Genomic DNA, 14967 nt, shown 5'->3' with positions numbered 1-14967 from the left:
TGAGTCGGGAGGCTGGCTCAGGCAAGATTTTCGTGTGGTGATTTGTTGAACGCAGCAACAGCCATAACTACAAGAAGGAAGTATTATGTTTAAGTCTTTTTTCCCAAAGCCGGGGCCATTTTTCCTGTCGGCATTTATTTGGGCACTGATCGCGGTCATTTTCTGGCAGGCCGGTGGTGGCGCGTGGCTGACGCGTATCATGGGCGCGACGGGCGAGGTGCCCATTAGCGCGACCCGTTTCTGGTCGCTGAGCTACCTGCTGTTTTACGCCTACTACATGGTGTGCGTGGGGCTGTTTGCGTTGTTCTGGTTTAAGTTTTCGCCGCACCGTTGGCAATACTGGTCTATTTTGGGGTCTGCACTGATCATTTTTGTCACCTGGTTCATGGTGGAAGTGAGTGTTGCGATTAACGCCTGGTATGCCCCCTTTTATGACCTTATCCAAAAAGCGCTGAGTGCGCCGAATAAGGTTCCAATTGGTGAACTCTACGCAGGCCTCTTAAGCTTTACGGGCATTGCAATGATCGCTGTTACGGTGGCTGTGCTGAATAACTTCTTTGTCAGCCATTATGTTTTTCGTTGGCGTACCGCAATGAACGAATACTACATGGCTAACTGGCAGCGGTTACGGCATATCGAAGGTGCTGCACAGCGTGTTCAGGAAGACACCATGCGTTTTGCATCAACGCTGGAGGACATGGGGGTCAGTTTGCTGAATGCTATTATGAAGCTAATTGCGTTCTTACCGATCCTGATAGCCTTATCACCTCATGTGCCTGAACTGCCAATTGTTGGTCACTTACCCTATGGTCTGGTCATTGCGGCGCTGGTCTGGTCACTGATGGGTACCGGGCTTCTTGCGGTGGTGGGGATCAAGTTGCCAGGTCTGCAATTTAAAAATCAACGCGTTGAAGCGGCTTATCGTAAAGAGCTTGTTTATGGTGAGGATGATCCCGCGCGGGCAGTGCCGCCAACGGTCAAAGAACTGTTTAAAAACGTACGTATTAACTATTTCAGACTCTACTTCCACTACATGTATTTCAACATCGCCCGAATTTTATACCTTCAGGCCGATACCGTTTTTGGAATAGTCCTGTTGTTCCCGTCAATTGTTGCAGGAACAATTACCCTGGGTTTAATGACTCAAATCACCAATGTTTTCGATCAGGTGAGAAGCTCGTTCCAGTATCTCATCAACTCCTGGACGACGCTGGTGGAGCTGATGTCTATCTATAAACGTTTACGCAGTTTTGAGCGTGAACTGGACGATCGGGACCTTCAGGAAGTAACCAATACATTTAGCTAATACAGGGAGTTGCTATGTCATTTGCCGTACCGCACGCGTTACCGCTGTCTTTACTGGCCGCCTTCATACTGGTGGGGTGTGCTGAAAAAGGAGCCGCCCCGCTCAAGAAAGGCGAGAAACCTGTCGATGTGGCAAGCGTCGTGCGGCAAAAAATGCCCTCTACCGTGAAGGATCGCAATGCATGGGCTGAGGCATTAGCAAAAACCTTTGAAAGCCAGAAAATAGCCCCCACCGAGGAGAATATTTGCTCGGTGCTGGCGGTGGCACAGCAGGAGTCGATGTACCAGTCAGACCCGGCGGTACCGGGTCTGAACAACATTGCCTGGAAAGAGATCGACCGCCGTGCGGAATCGATGCATATCCCGGTTTTTCTGGTGCATACCGCGCTTAAAATCAGCTCACCCAATGGCAAAACTTACAGCGAACGGCTGGATACGGTGAAAACCGAGAAACAGCTGAGCGCCATTTTTGATGATTTCATCAACATGGTTCCGATGGGACAGAAACTGTTTGGTTCGCTTAACCCGGTGCATACCGGCGGGCCGATGCAGGTCAGTATTGCGTTTGCGGAAAAGCATACCGATGGCTACCCGTGGAAAATCGACGGTACCGTTCGTCAGGAGGTCTTCTCCCTGCGCGGCGGGCTCTGGTTTGGCACATATCATCTTCTTAACTACCCGGTAAGCTACAGTGAACCGCTGTATCGCTTTGCAGACTTTAATGCGGGCTGGTATGCCAGCCGTAACGCGGCGTTCCAGAGTGCGCTGAGTCGTGCAAGCGGTGTAAAACTGGCACTGGACGGCGATCTTATTGTCTACGGTAGCAGCGAGGCGGGCACCACTGAACTGGCGGTGCGGAAATTATCGGCAAAGCTCGGTATGAACAATAGTGACATTCGCCGTCAGCTGGAGAAGGGCGACAGCCTGGCGTTTGAGAAAACGGACTTGTATCAGAAGGTGTTTACGCTTGCGGAGCAGAAGAGCGGGAAAGCGTTACCGCGGGCAATACTGCCGGGCATTCAGCTGGAAAGCCCGAAGATCACGCGTAACCTGACGACTGCATGGTTTGCAAAACGCGTGGATGAACGTCGGGCTCGCTGTATGGCACTTTAATGACGACGCCAGCGCAGAATTAACGCGACAACGCCCAGGATCATACATCCCGTAAGGAAGGGAACCAGGCCAAACAGGGTGCTGACGCCAAAGCCGAACTCAACCCGCGGCCGTCCGGTATCCTGAACCTGCATCAGGTGTTCATAAACGCCTGGTGCATGAACCAGTATGTTGAGAAGCTGCGAGCCTGCCCAGAAGCAGAACAGTACAAACAGGGCATAGGCGATATTGCCTGCCGTGGAGGTTTTTGGTTGTTTGCCGCCAAAAATCGGTTTCGACAAGGTAAAATCAGCCATAAAGACCTCCCAATATTACTCAGTTCAGAAATTCGCCGTAGAGTGAGTTTGACAGGTCATTGGTTTTGTCAATATCAGAATCGTGGTAATTTGCGCTAAGGAATTTTCCTGGATTGTCGATTTCTGCAGCACATCACAATTTTATGACTTAAGTGAAACTGCGTCGCGTTTCAGAATTTCCGCATCCGCCACAGACCTGGCCGTCAAACTGTGAGAGGATGTCTTTTTCTCTGCCGGAGTCGTCATGAAGCTCACTTCCAAACTACGCCGTGACTGGCATTACTACGCCTTTGCTATTGGGCTGATTTTTATTCTTAACGGTGTCGTGGGGCTGTTGGGGTTTGAAGCAAAAGGCTGGCAAACGTATGCCGTTGGGCTGGTGACCTGGGTTATTAGCTTCTGGCTGGCGGGGTTGATTATCCGCCGTCGTCCTGAAGAGACGACAGCGGATGAGACGGAAATCGCAAAGAAAACCGATTAACCGTTTACGGAGCTTTTAAGAGCGCTGTCGGCGGCATGACGCTCCTGCGCCAGTTCGATCAGGCGGGTGATCAGTGCCGGATAGCTCAGCCCGCTGGCCTGCCACAGTTTCGGGTACATGCTGATGTTGGTAAAGCCAGGCAACGTGTTGATTTCGTTGATCACCACTTCGTTTTCTGGCGTCAGGAATACATCGACACGCGCCATACCGCTGCAGCCGAGCGCCTGATAAGCATTAATGGCGATCGCCCGGATCTTATCGTTAATGGCCGGATCAATATCCGCAGGCACTACAACCTGCGCGCCTTTATCATCAATGTACTTGGTGTCGTAAGAGTAGAAATCGCTGTTTAATACCACTTCACCACAGGTGCTCGCCTGTGGGAAATCGTTGCCCAGTACGGCGCACTCAATTTCACGGCCTTTGATACCCTGTTCAACCACCACTTTATGGTCAAATTCAAACGCCAGACGGACGGCATCCGTGAACTGTGCTTCGCTTGTGACTTTGCTGACGCCTACGGAAGAGCCCTGGTTTGCAGGTTTCACAAACAATGGCAACCCTAACTGGCTGGCAATCGTCCCGAAGCTATGGTTGTTGCGGTTAGCGCGGGTGAGCGTGACAAACGGGGCAATATTCAGCCCGGCATCGCGCAGCAGACGTTTGGTGACGTCTTTATCCATGCAGGCGGCGGAGCCCAGTACATCAGAGCCAACAAACGGCAGGTTGGCCATACGTAACATCCCCTGCAAAGAACCGTCTTCACCCAGCGTGCCGTGTACGATTGGGAAGACGACGTCGATTTGTGCCAGGGTCTGCGCATTGCCGGCGTTGATAAGCTGCCCCTGAACTACGCCAGGTACGGTGGCGACGCTGATTTCAGAGGGATTAAGCGCGATATGTGCCGGATCGTCAGCATGTAACAGATACTGGCTGGCATCGTTAACATGCCACTGCCCCTGTTTATCAATGCCCAGCAGTACAACCTCGAAGCGGCTTTTATCAATGGCATCGACAATATTTTTAGCCGATTGCAATGAAACCTCGTGCTCCGCTGATTTTCCCCCAAAGACAATACCTACGCGCTGCTTTGCCATCTCACTCTCTTCCAGTATGACGAAAAGCCTATAACATACCACGATGGCCTGCGGGTTTCGCGGCCTTCTGCCATAATGTTTTTGCGCGGTTTTTAAAGCATAAATCACCGACTCTCAGAGGATATTTTGTGACATGTTTCACAAATATGATGACAGGGAAGATAAAACACCAAAGTCTTCCCTGTCGCATCTCTGGTGCTACGTGAATGCACGTAACTTGCTAATCTGTAGGCGAATTCGCCTAAAAATGAAGATTGCGTCGTTTATGGAATCCTGGAAAGTTAACCTTATATCGGTCTGGTTTGGCTGCTTTTTTACCGGACTCGCCATCAGCCAGATTTTACCCTTCCTGCCGTTGTACGTTGCGCAGCTGGGCGTTTCGTCGCATGAAGCACTCTCCATGTGGTCAGGGCTGACGTTCAGCGTCACGTTCCTGGTCTCCGCCATTGTATCGCCGATGTGGGGCAGCCTGGCGGATCGTAAAGGACGTAAGCTGATGCTGTTGCGTGCGTCGCTGGGGATGGCGATTGCTATTCTGCTGCAGGCCTATGCCTCCAACGTCTGGCAGCTCTTTTTCCTGCGGGCGATAATGGGGCTGACCTCCGGGTATATTCCCAATGCAATGGCGCTGGTCGCTTCTCAGGTTCCGCGTGAACGCAGTGGCTGGGCATTGAGCACGCTGTCCACGGCGCAGATAAGCGGGGTCATTGGCGGCCCGTTAATGGGAGGCTTTCTGGCTGACCATGTGGGCTTGCGTGCGGTGTTTTTCATTACCGCCATACTGCTCGTGGTCAGTTTTCTGGTCACGTTCTTTCTGATTAAAGAGGGGGGACGTCCTGTTGTCAGCAAATCTGAACGCCTGAGCGGCAAAGAGGTTTTCGCCTCGCTGCCTTATCCCGGCCTGATGATCAGCCTCTTTGTCACCACGATGGTGATCCAGCTCTGTAACGGCTCAGTTGGCCCGATCCTGGCGCTGTTTATTAAGTCGATGGAGCCGGAAAGCCATAATATTGCCTTTCTCAGTGGGATGATTGCAGCCATACCTGGCGTATCGGCACTCATCTCTGCACCACGTCTGGGAAAACTGGGTGACAGGATTGGCACGGCGCGCATCCTGATGGCCACGCTGATTTTTGCAGTGGTGCTCTTTTTCGCGATGTCGTTTGTTACCTCTCCGCTTCAGCTTGGCGTGCTACGTTTCCTGCTCGGCTTTGCCGATGGCGCAATGTTGCCAGCGGTGCAAACCTTACTGGTGAAATATTCCCGTGACCAGGTGACCGGACGTATTTTTGGTTATAACCAGTCATTTATGTATTTGGGCAATGTTGCGGGCCCGCTTATTGGTGCTTCTGTTTCAGCAATGGCAGGTTTCCGCTGGGTATTTGCTGCCACGGCGGTTGTGGTCTTGCTTAATATTATTCAACTGGCTATTGCCTTGCGTCGTCGCAGACAAGCAGAAGAGGCAAAACGGAGCGCTAACGTGCCGGGTGATGAGGTTATATAATAGAAAAACGTTTCGCTGATAAATGAAAAGATATATTTACGCGGTAAAGCGATTTTTTCATAAGATAATACTTTTCACCTCTTTGCATTATTGATTTGGAGTGCTAAGTTCAGAACAAATTGCATAAGGAAATAGCACGGTGAAAAATCTCACGGCTATGTTGCTGGTCAGGCTTGCACAAAAGGAAGAAGAGGCAAAAGAACTGGCCGCCCAGGTCGACGCGCTGGAAATTGTCGTCACTGCATTGTTACGGCAAATGGCTAAAAACGACCAACAGGCGTTGATTGATAGCATCGAAGGCGCACTGATACCCGATTCGCAGGTGCCGCTTGAGGGGGCGCAAATGCGCCATCAGTACGTGAAAAAGCTATTAAAGTACCCTCGTCGCTAAACCGTCACAGAACATGACGACGTGTCATAGAATTGTCATGCAGGATGCCTATAGTCGCTCTGTTTTTATTTTTATGTATTTGTACATGGAGAAAATAAATTGAAACAGAGCGCACTTTTCATCGCATTACTTCCCCTGTTAATTACCCCTGCTATTCATGCGGACACGACGAAAAACCACGTGCTGGATAATCGTGCGGCAAAAGGTGATATCACCCAACCTGGCGGCGCACGTCGACTGTCAGAAGATCAGACCGCAGCTATTCGCGCTTCGCTGGATGACAAACCGGCGAAAAACATCATTCTGCTGATTGGCGATGGTATGGGTGATTCCGAAATTACCGCAGCGCGAAATTATGCCGAAGGTGCCGGTGGCTTTTTTAAAGGCATTGATGCATTACCCCTTACCGGACAATATACCCATTACTCGCTGGATAAAAAAACCGGCAAACCGGATTACGTAACGGATTCCGCTGCATCTGCAACGGCCTGGTCCACCGGCGTGAAAACCTATAACGGCGCGCTGGGTGTGGACATCCACGAAAAAGATCATCAAACCCTCCTTGAGATAGCAAAGGCGGCGGGGCTGGCAACCGGCAACGTCTCTACCGCTGAAATTCAGGATGCTACCCCGGCGGCCCAGGTGTCACATGTGACATCGCGTAAGTGCTATGGCCCGTCGGTCACCAGCGAAAAATGCCCAACGAATGCGCTGGAAAAGGGCGGTAAAGGTTCTATTGCCGAGCAACTGCTGAATGCGCGTGCTGACGTGACGCTGGGCGGTGGGGCGAAAACCTTTGCAGAAACCGCCACTGCGGGTGAATGGCAGGGCAAAACGCTGCGTGAGCAGGCTCAGGTGCGGGGTTATCAGATGGTGAACGATGCCGCGTCTCTGGCCGCAGTTACCGAAGCTAACCAGAACAAACCTCTGCTGGGGCTTTTCTCTGACGGCAATATGCCCGTGCGTTGGGAAGGGCCAAAAGCTTCTTACCACGGCAACATTGATAAACCTGCAGTGACCTGTACACCAAACCCGAAACGCGATGCTAGCGTACCGACGCTGGCCGCGATGACGGATAAAGCCATCTCTCTGCTGAGCAAGAACGAAAAAGGCTTCTTCCTGCAGGTAGAAGGCGCGTCAATTGATAAACAAGACCATGCGGCTAATCCATGTGGTCAGATTGGCGAAACGGTAGACCTGGACGAAGCGGTGCAGAAGGCGCTGGAATTCGCGAAGAAAGACGGTAACACCCTGGTGGTGGTCACCGCTGACCATGCGCACGCCAGTCAGATCATTCCGTCAGATACCAAAGCACCAGGCCTGACTCAGGCGCTGAACACCAAAGATGGTGCGGTAATGGTGTTGAGCTATGGCAACTCTGAGGAAGAGTCTATGGAACATACCGGCACGCAGCTGCGTATTGCGGCGTACGGCCCGCATGCGGCCAACGTGGTAGGGCTGACCGATCAGACCGATCTGTTCTACACCATGAAATCCGCTCTTGGGCTGAAATAAGAGAGACACCCGGTAGAAATTATGGCTGCCGGGTGGTTTTTTTCCTGTCACAGAGCCAGACTTAGCGTGTATGTTCACAAAAGGATGGTGTAATGAAAGCAACAATACTGGTTACCTTGCTCTCAGGTATGTTCCTGATGGCTTCGGCGAACGCGGAAGAAAAAACATTAACCCCTCAACAACAGCGCATGACTACCTGTAACCAACAGGCAACAGCGAAGACTCTGAAAGGCGATGCCCGCAAGACCTATATGAGCGATTGTCTCAAAAATGGTGCATCCAAACCGGATGAGAAAAGCCTGACGCCACAGCAACAAAAAATGCGGGAATGTAACGCTCAGGCCACTGAACAATCACTGAAAGGTGACGATCGTAAGAAGTTTATGAGCGGTTGCCTGAAGAAAAAATCATAGTTCTAACGGGTGAGTCGTTGTCCTGGCTCACCCAAAATTTCATACTTTCCCCGAAAACCCCCTCTCTATAATTTGGGAAATATTTCAGAATATTCCCAAAAAATGATGAATGATGAAAATTTTTACAATAAAGAGAGTATTCGGGAAGAGTGGCATCAAAACCTTTCTCAGGATGACTCGCATCGTACGGGCATTCGCTTTGCCCGGCGGGTTCGGCTGGCACGAATGGTCGGGCTGGCAGCGATGTTCTTCCCCATTGCCGGAGTACTGGTAACCCAGTTTCTGGCTGGCGGCTGGTGGTTGTTGCTGGTTGGCTGGGCGTTTGTCTGGCCTCATCTTGCCTGGCAGATTACCTGTCGTGCTCCCGATCCTTTTCGCCGCGAAATCGTAAACCTGAAGGTCGATGCCGTCATCGCCGGGGTATGGATTGGCCTGATGGGAGGAAATGCCCTGCCCACGACCGCACTGGTCATGATGATAGGTATGAATATGATGGGATCGGGTGGCTGTCGCTTATTCCTTGCTGGCGTGACTATGACCCTGCTGTCGGCCGTGGTGACGTTATCATTGACCGGCAGAATCGTGACGTTCTCTCCCGAGCCGCTGGAGTGGTGGCTGACTCTGCCCGTTTTTATGCTGTATCCCATGCTCTTTGCCTGGGTGAGCCACCAGACCGCGGTCCGGCTGGCAGAAAATAGACACCGACTGGAACTGATGAGCACCCACGATGGCATGACAGGTGTCTTCAACCGCCGCCACTGGGAGACGCTCCTGCGTAACGAATATGAACAGTGCCGTCACAACCACCGGCAGACGACAATTTTGCTCATCGATATCGATCACTTTAAGGGGATTAACGACACCTGGGGGCACGATGTGGGTGACGAAGCGATTATCGCCATCACTCGCCAGCTACAGATGACGCTACGTTCAGGGGATTTTATTGGCCGTTTCGGTGGGGATGAGTTCGCGATAATTATGTCCGGAACGCCTGCCGAAAATGCGATCGCCGCAATGTCACGTGTTCACGAGCGGCTGAAAAAACTGTCGTTACCCGGCGCACCCTCAGAGCGGCTGCGCATTAGCGTAGGTGTGGCTCCCTGGAGTACACAGTTTGGTCACTACCGCGAGTGGTTAAAAGCGGCAGACATTGCGCTGTATAAAGCCAAAAACGCCGGACGGGGTCGTACCGAGGTGGCCGCCTGACGCCCGGCAGGGGGATCAGGATTTACTCAGCTTTTCTGATTTTTCCATGCATTTGACCATTGCCTCAATGACGGCCGCGCGGAACCCGCGTTCTTCCAGCACACGCACTGCTTCAATGGTGGTTCCTCCCGGGGAGCAGACCATATCTTTCAGTTCACCCGGGTGTTTGCCGGTTTCCAGTACCATTTTTGCCGAGCCCATGACGGCCTGCGCGGCAAATTTATAAGCCTGCGCGCGCGGCATACCGCCCAGCACAGCCGCGTCAGCCATGGCTTCAATAAACATAAAGACATACGCGGGAGCCGAGCCGCTTACGCCCACAACCGGGTGGATCATTGACTCGGCAATCACTTCCGCTTCACCGAAGCAGCGGAAAATGTTCAGGACATCTGCCACATCTTCCGTGGTGACCAGCGCGTTCGGCGTGATGGACGTCATACCGGCGTTGACCAGTGATGGGGTATTGGGCATCGCACGGACGATTTTACGGTCATGGCCCAGCGCACGCGCCAGTTGATCGAGGGTAACGCCCGCCGCAATTGAAACGACCAGCGTCTCTTTGTTCAGGCTGGAGGTGATTTCGCTCAGCACTTTGATCATGATGTTGGGTTTAACGGCTCCAAAGACGATATCCGCCACCTGAGCCACTTCCTGCGCGCTTTCGGCAGCGTTAATTCCGTATTCATCGTGCAGTGCGGCGACTTTATCCGGTGATGGGGTATAGACCCAAATCTGCCCCGGCAGCACCTGGCCGCTGGCAATCAGGCCACCCAGGATGGCTTTACCCATATTACCGCAGCCGATAAACCCGATTTTTTTCTCCATCACGTCTCTCCGTTATTATGCGTTGTTGTCTCTGATTGATAGCTTTATAGCTTAACAATGAAAAGCAGGCGACAATAGCCATCATTGTGATACCGGGGAGACAACATGGCGATTTGGGTTGATGCGGACGCCTGTCCGAATGTGATTAAAGAGATTTTGTTCCGCGCTGCCGAGCGCGTGCAGATGCCGCTTACGCTGGTGGCGAACCAGAATATCCGCGTGCCGCCGTCGAAATTTATTCGCTCGCTGCGGGTGCCCGCCGGGTTTGATGTGGCAGATAATGAAATTGTGCGTCTGTGCAGCGCTGAAGATCTGGTGATCACCGCGGATATCCCGCTGGCAGCGGAAGTGCTGGAGAAAGGCGCGGCGGCGCTAAACCCTCGTGGTGAGCGTTATTCACCCGCGACCATCCGGGAAAAACTCACTATGCGAGATTTTATGGATACGCTGCGTGCCAGCGGCGTGCAGACCGGTGGACCGGACAGCTTATCCCAGCGTGACCGTCAGCAGTTTGCCGCTGAGCTGGATAAATGGCTACTGGAAGTGAAGCGCCGCACCGCGTAATGATAACCATTGTCAAATTGTGGTACAGTGTGGCCTCCACAGGGTTGTCATCCCGTACCGCTTTGCAGTAAAGTTAACGCAACATCTTCTGCAATCATTTCTTTACAGTCTTCAGCCTTCCGGCATCAAGGGGAACACCTGGTTATGAACCAACCCATCTTTTTAGTTGGCCCCCGCGGCTGTGGGAAAACCACCGTTGGTCTTGCACTGGCACGCGCGTGTCAAAGCCAGTTTATTGATACCGACCACTGGCTGCAGGAGCATGCTGGTCAAACCATCGCAGAGATTGTCGAAAAAGAGGGCTGGGAAAGCTTTCGCGCACGTGAAACCGCTGCGCTGGAAGCAGTAACGGCACCGGCAACCGTGATTGCAACGGGGGGCGGTATTATTCTGGCGGAGTACAATCGCCAGTTTCTGCGCGAAAAAGGGATTGTGATTTACCTCTGTGCGCCGGTGTCTACCCTGGTGGGAAGGCTGGAAGCGTTTCCGGAAGAGGGGCAGCGCCCGACGTTGACCGGAAAACCGATAAGCGAAGAGGTCAGCGACGTGTTGGCTGAACGCGATGCGTTATACCGTGAGGCAGCACATCATGTTGTGGATGCCTCTGTCTCCCCGGAGCAGGTTGTTGATTCTGTTGTCACCGCGCTACGTTTAGCCCGGGCCAGTTAACGGGCATCTATACTTATAGTTCACCCCCCGACTCGCTGGATGAACTATGCCAAACAGACCTCCTTACCCTCGCAGTGCACGCGTTGTTACCGTCGAAAAAGGCCATCCCGGGCATACTTTGACCTGGTATCAGCTGCGTGCCGATTATCCCCATCCGGACTCGTTAATTAGCGAACACGAGACGGAACAGGAAGCGCTGGATGCCAAACAGCGTTATGAAGATCCCGAAAAGTCCTGAACACAATCTCAATGTGCACATTACCGTGCATGAGTCACACTTTTCATTCACTGGAAATGTTAAGCAAGAGTTAATATTTAGTTATTACAGGTGGATTCGGAAAGGCCAGCTGATCTTTACATTTCGCGGTAGGGATCAGCTGCTACGCTTGGGGCTGTTTTGGTGAAAAAACGAACTGTGCAGCGTGGTGAGCCTGTACCTGTGTGATGGCTGTGGTGGTAATGGAAGGCGATCAAAATGAAGGCGACGTTGGCGATCCTCACCATTGGTGTGGTCCCTGTAAGCGAAGTGTTACCGCTCTTAACAGAGCATGTCTCTGAACAACAGATCACGCATCTTAGCCTGTTGGGTAAGATGAGTCGGGAAGAGGTCATGGAAGACTATGCTGTAGAAGAGGGGGAGGATCCCCTGCCGACGTTATTAAGTGACGGTAAACTGGCGAATGTGTCACGTCCGAAAATCGAGCGCTCTCTTCAGGGGGTAATTGAAGTGCTTGATAACCAAGGTTATGACGTCATTTTACTGATGAGTACCGCGCCGATTAAGGGATTCATTGCGCGTAATGCCATTTTACTGGAGCCGCTACGGATTATTCCTCCGCTGGTGGCCTCCATTGTTGACGGGCATCAGGTGGGGGTAATTGTCCCTCTTGAGGCGCTTCTGGATAACCAGGCGGCAAAATGGCAAGTGCTGGAAAAAACGCCGCTGTATGCGCTGGCGAATCCCGTCTGGGATAGTGAGGCCGTGCTCATTGCGGCAGGGGAGACGTTGCTGGAAAGAGGGGCTGATGTGCTTATCCTGGACTGCCTCGGGTTCCATCAACATCATCGTGATTTACTGCAAAAGGCGCTTGATGTACCGGTGTTGTTATCCAATGTTCTGATGGCCCGGCTGGCGTCAGAATTACTGGCATAATGATTTTACGTGACAGGTCATGAGCATGGCCCCTATAGTGGATTTTTATCTAAGAATATAAGGGCCAGTTCATGCTTCAAAGTAACGAATACTTTTCCGGCAAAGTGAAATCCATTGGTTTTACCAGCAGCAGCACTGGCCGCGCCAGCGTTGGTGTGATGGCTGAAGGGGAATACACCTTTGGTACAGCCGAAGCTGAAGAAATGACGATTGTCAGCGGTGCGCTGAACGTTTTACTGCCAGGCGAAACTGAATGGAAAGTTTACGCTGCCGGAGACGTTTTCAACGTCCCTGGCCACAGCGAGTTCCATCTGCAGGTTGCTGAACCTACCTCTTATCTGTGCCGTTACCTGAAATAAACGGTTTAATACCCTCTCCCTTTTGGGGAGAGGGTCAGAGTGAGGGGATTACCTCTGCGCTTCTCCGCCGAGGCCTTCCACCAGACTCTGAATCAACGCCGCCAGTTCCCCGGTCATCAGGATAAAATCGGCGTCAAAGCGCTGGGCGTAATCTTCCCTGTCGATATCTTCGTTCTGATCGCGCAGTTCATCGCAGAACTTCAGGCGCTTCACGGAGCCGTCGTCGCACATCACAAACTGAATACGTTGCTGCCAGTCGAGAGCCAGTTTGGTTACCACTTTGCCCGCTTCAATGTGCACGGCGATTTCGTCGCTCACCAGCTCCTGTTTCTTCGCGCGGATCACACCGCCATCTTCCAGCAGGGCTTTTAGCTCGGCTTCATCCAGCAACTGGAAGCCCTGTGCGGCAGTACCGCTGCGCACCCACTCGGTCAGCGTCAGCTCGATAGGCGTTTCCATTGCCAGTGGAACCACCGGTAAAGAGCCGAGGCTCTTACGCAGCAGGGCCAGCGTATCTTCCGCTTTCTTAGCGCTGGCGCAGTCCACCATGATCAGCCCGTTGACGGTATCGATCCACATCATGGTCTGGCTAAAGCGGCTAAATGCGCGTGGCAGCAGAGAGTGCAGCACTTCATCTTTCAGTGAATCTTTTTCGGTCTTTTTCAGCTTGCGGCCCTGTTCGGCTTCCAGCTTGAAAATTTTCGCTTCGAGAGCTTGCTTCACCACCGGTGTCGGCAGGATTTTCTCTTCCTTACGGGCACAAACGATGATTTGACCGGTGCTGCTGGCATGGGTCAGTGCATCGCTTTGTGAACCCATTGGAGGAACCCAACCGGTTTTTGCCATATCCTGGCTACCGCAAGGGGAAAAGGTATAAGCGGCTAACTGTTTTTCCATCTCTTCTGCACGCAGCGAAACGTCGCGGCTGAGACGGTAAACCATCAAATTTTTGAACCACAGCATGATAATTTCCACGGCCTTGTCGTTAAATCAGCGGGCATGATAACGAATTGTCGCATCGCTTGCATTGCTAATCGGGAAGCGTGCTTCTACTCTGTTGATAATCAGAATAATGAGGAGAGTCTTGTGCGTATTGGGATTGATTTGGGCGGCACCAAAACAGAAGTCATTGCACTGAGCGAGCAGGGGGAACAACTGTTTCGCCACCGCCTGCCCACGCCGCGTGATGATTATCACCAGACTATCGAGACGATTGCCCGGCTTGTCGACATGGCAGAGCAGGCTACTGGGCAGGTGGGCACCGTTGGGATGGGCATTCCGGGGTCGATTTCGCCTTATACCGGCGTAGTTAAAAACGCCAACTCCACCTGGCTCAATGGTCAGCCTTTTGATAAAGATTTGAGCGCGCGCCTGAATCGTGAGGTGCGCCTGGCGAATGATGCTAACTGTCTGGCGGTATCAGAAGCCATTGACGGTGCAGCCGCAGGCGCACAGACCGTCTTTGCGGTCATCATCGGCACCGGGTGTGGTGCCGGTGTGGCCTTCGGCGGGCGCGCCCATATCGGCGGTAACGGTACGGCGGGCGAGTGGGGGCACAATCCACTGCCGTGGATGGATGAAGATGAACTCAAATACCGTGCCGAAGTGCCGTGTTATTGCGGTAAACAGGGGTGTATTGAGACGTTTATTTCCGGCACCGGTTTTGCCACCGATTACCACCGTCTGAGTGGTCAGCCCCTCAGGGGCAATGAGATTATGCGTCTGGTTGAAGAGCAGGATCCGGTTGCGGAGCTGGCGCTCAGCCGCTACGAAATGCGCCTGGCGAAATCACTGGCACATGTGGTGAATATTCTCGATCCCGACGTGATTGTACTGGGAGGCGGGATGAGCAACATTGACCGGCTGTACACCACGGTGCCGAACCTGGTGAAGCAGTGGGTATTCGGCGGCGAGTGCGAAACCCCGATCCGCAAAGCGGTACACGGGGATTCCAGCGGTGTGCGCGGCGCAGCGTGGCTGTGGCCGGAATAAAAGCAAAACTGTTTTTAGTGTTTGTTCCCTCTCCTTGTGGGAGAGGGCCAGGGTAAGGCAAGGTAAAAGCAAAACTGTTTTTAG

General features: G+C 52.6%; 18 protein-coding genes. 14 read left to right on the top strand and 4 right to left on the bottom strand.

Going from position 1 to position 14967, the window contains the following annotated elements:
• Window positions 1-85 precede the first annotated feature (85 nt).
• Window positions 86-1306, top strand: a complete 1221-nt coding sequence (gene sbmA / locus ACHHZ6_RS09325) for a peptide antibiotic transporter SbmA (protein ID WP_182273891.1) — start codon at window positions 86-88, stop codon at window positions 1304-1306.
• Window positions 1307-1320: 14 nt separating this feature from the next.
• A complete protein-coding gene (locus ACHHZ6_RS09320; RefSeq protein WP_395122133.1) occupies window positions 1321-2418 on the top strand; it encodes a DUF1615 domain-containing protein in 1098 nt (365 codons plus the stop codon).
• Here the strand turns inward: ACHHZ6_RS09320 and ACHHZ6_RS09315 are convergent.
• Window positions 2415-2714 carry a DUF2755 family protein gene (locus ACHHZ6_RS09315; RefSeq protein WP_182273893.1) on the bottom strand — a complete coding sequence of 100 codons (300 nt, stop codon included), beginning with the start codon at window positions 2712-2714 and terminating at the stop codon, window positions 2415-2417. The genes ACHHZ6_RS09320 and ACHHZ6_RS09315 overlap by 4 nt on opposite strands.
• A gap of 244 nt (window positions 2715-2958) precedes the next feature.
• Here ACHHZ6_RS09315 and ACHHZ6_RS09310 point away from each other — a divergent pair, with 244 nt between their 5' ends.
• Window positions 2959-3195, top strand: a complete 237-nt coding sequence (locus tag ACHHZ6_RS09310; RefSeq protein ID WP_182273894.1) for a DUF2754 domain-containing protein — start codon at window positions 2959-2961, stop codon at window positions 3193-3195.
• Here ACHHZ6_RS09310 and ddlA read toward each other — a convergent pair.
• Window positions 3192-4292 carry a D-alanine--D-alanine ligase gene (gene ddlA, locus ACHHZ6_RS09305; protein WP_182919477.1) on the bottom strand — a complete coding sequence of 367 codons (1101 nt, stop codon included), beginning with the start codon at window positions 4290-4292 and terminating at the stop codon, window positions 3192-3194. The two genes, ACHHZ6_RS09310 and ddlA, sit on opposite strands and share 4 nt — an antisense overlap.
• Window positions 4293-4557: 265 nt before the next feature.
• Between ddlA and ACHHZ6_RS09300 the strand changes: the two genes are divergently transcribed.
• The 5 genes from ACHHZ6_RS09300 to adrA all read left to right on the top strand — a co-directional run bounded on the left by ACHHZ6_RS09300 (window position 4558) and on the right by adrA (window position 9321).
• Window positions 4558-5796 (top strand): multidrug efflux MFS transporter, encoded by a 1239-nt coding sequence (locus ACHHZ6_RS09300; RefSeq protein WP_395122132.1) that lies wholly within the window; start codon window positions 4558-4560, stop codon window positions 5794-5796.
• Window positions 5797-5935: 139 nt separating this feature from the next.
• On the top strand, window positions 5936-6187 hold the full coding sequence (gene iraP, locus ACHHZ6_RS09295; RefSeq protein WP_182273896.1) for an anti-adapter protein IraP: 252 nt from the start codon (window positions 5936-5938) through the stop codon (window positions 6185-6187).
• Window positions 6188-6286: 99 nt separating this feature from the next.
• Window positions 6287-7702 (top strand): alkaline phosphatase, encoded by a 1416-nt coding sequence (gene phoA / locus ACHHZ6_RS09290; RefSeq protein WP_395122131.1) that lies wholly within the window; start codon window positions 6287-6289, stop codon window positions 7700-7702.
• Window positions 7703-7794: 92 nt separating this feature from the next.
• The gene (gene psiF / locus ACHHZ6_RS09285) at window positions 7795-8115 is read left to right on the top strand and encodes a phosphate starvation-inducible protein PsiF (protein ID WP_182273898.1); all 321 of its coding nucleotides are present in this window, start codon (window positions 7795-7797) and stop codon (window positions 8113-8115) included.
• Between the two features lie 102 nt (window positions 8116-8217).
• Window positions 8218-9321 (top strand): diguanylate cyclase AdrA, encoded by a 1104-nt coding sequence (gene adrA, locus ACHHZ6_RS09280; protein ID WP_182273899.1) that lies wholly within the window; start codon window positions 8218-8220, stop codon window positions 9319-9321.
• 15 nt (window positions 9322-9336) lie between these two features.
• Here adrA and proC read toward each other — a convergent pair whose 3' ends face one another.
• The gene (proC, locus tag ACHHZ6_RS09275; RefSeq protein ID WP_182274630.1) at window positions 9337-10146 is read right to left on the bottom strand and encodes a pyrroline-5-carboxylate reductase; all 810 of its coding nucleotides are present in this window, start codon (window positions 10144-10146) and stop codon (window positions 9337-9339) included.
• A gap of 105 nt (window positions 10147-10251) precedes the next feature.
• On the opposite strand from proC, the gene ACHHZ6_RS09270 reads away from it, so the two are divergent.
• The 5 genes from ACHHZ6_RS09270 to ppnP all read left to right on the top strand — a co-directional run bounded on the left by ACHHZ6_RS09270 (window position 10252) and on the right by ppnP (window position 12891).
• Window positions 10252-10710: a YaiI/YqxD family protein gene (locus ACHHZ6_RS09270; RefSeq protein ID WP_182273900.1), complete on the top strand. Its 459-nt coding sequence runs from the start codon at window positions 10252-10254 to the stop codon at window positions 10708-10710.
• A gap of 144 nt (window positions 10711-10854) precedes the next feature.
• Window positions 10855-11379 (top strand): shikimate kinase AroL, encoded by a 525-nt coding sequence (aroL, locus tag ACHHZ6_RS09265; RefSeq protein ID WP_182273901.1) that lies wholly within the window; start codon window positions 10855-10857, stop codon window positions 11377-11379.
• 46 nt (window positions 11380-11425) lie between these two features.
• Window positions 11426-11617 carry a YaiA family protein gene (locus ACHHZ6_RS09260; RefSeq protein ID WP_182273902.1) on the top strand — a complete coding sequence of 64 codons (192 nt, stop codon included), beginning with the start codon at window positions 11426-11428 and terminating at the stop codon, window positions 11615-11617.
• Between the two features lie 237 nt (window positions 11618-11854).
• Window positions 11855-12532, top strand: a complete 678-nt coding sequence (locus ACHHZ6_RS09255) for an AroM family protein (RefSeq protein ID WP_395122130.1) — start codon at window positions 11855-11857, stop codon at window positions 12530-12532.
• Window positions 12533-12603: 71 nt separating this feature from the next.
• Window positions 12604-12891 (top strand): pyrimidine/purine nucleoside phosphorylase, encoded by a 288-nt coding sequence (ppnP, locus tag ACHHZ6_RS09250; RefSeq protein ID WP_182273904.1) that lies wholly within the window; start codon window positions 12604-12606, stop codon window positions 12889-12891.
• Between the two features lie 48 nt (window positions 12892-12939).
• Here ppnP and rdgC read toward each other — a convergent pair whose 3' ends face one another.
• Complete coding sequence (gene rdgC / locus ACHHZ6_RS09245) at window positions 12940-13854, bottom strand: recombination-associated protein RdgC (protein WP_182273905.1); 915 nt, start codon at window positions 13852-13854, stop codon at window positions 12940-12942.
• Between the two features lie 123 nt (window positions 13855-13977).
• Between rdgC and mak the strand changes: the two genes are divergently transcribed.
• A complete protein-coding gene (gene mak / locus ACHHZ6_RS09240) occupies window positions 13978-14883 on the top strand; it encodes a fructokinase (RefSeq protein WP_196390905.1) in 906 nt (301 codons plus the stop codon).
• The last annotated feature ends 84 nt before the right edge of the window (window positions 14884-14967 follow it).

Origin of the sequence: Enterobacter cloacae complex sp. 2024EL-00214 (assembly GCF_043945575.1) — a bacterium.
In the GTDB taxonomy this organism is placed as follows: domain Bacteria; phylum Pseudomonadota; class Gammaproteobacteria; order Enterobacterales; family Enterobacteriaceae; genus Enterobacter; species Enterobacter cloacae_P.
This window is presented reverse-complemented; position numbering and strand designations above follow the sequence as displayed.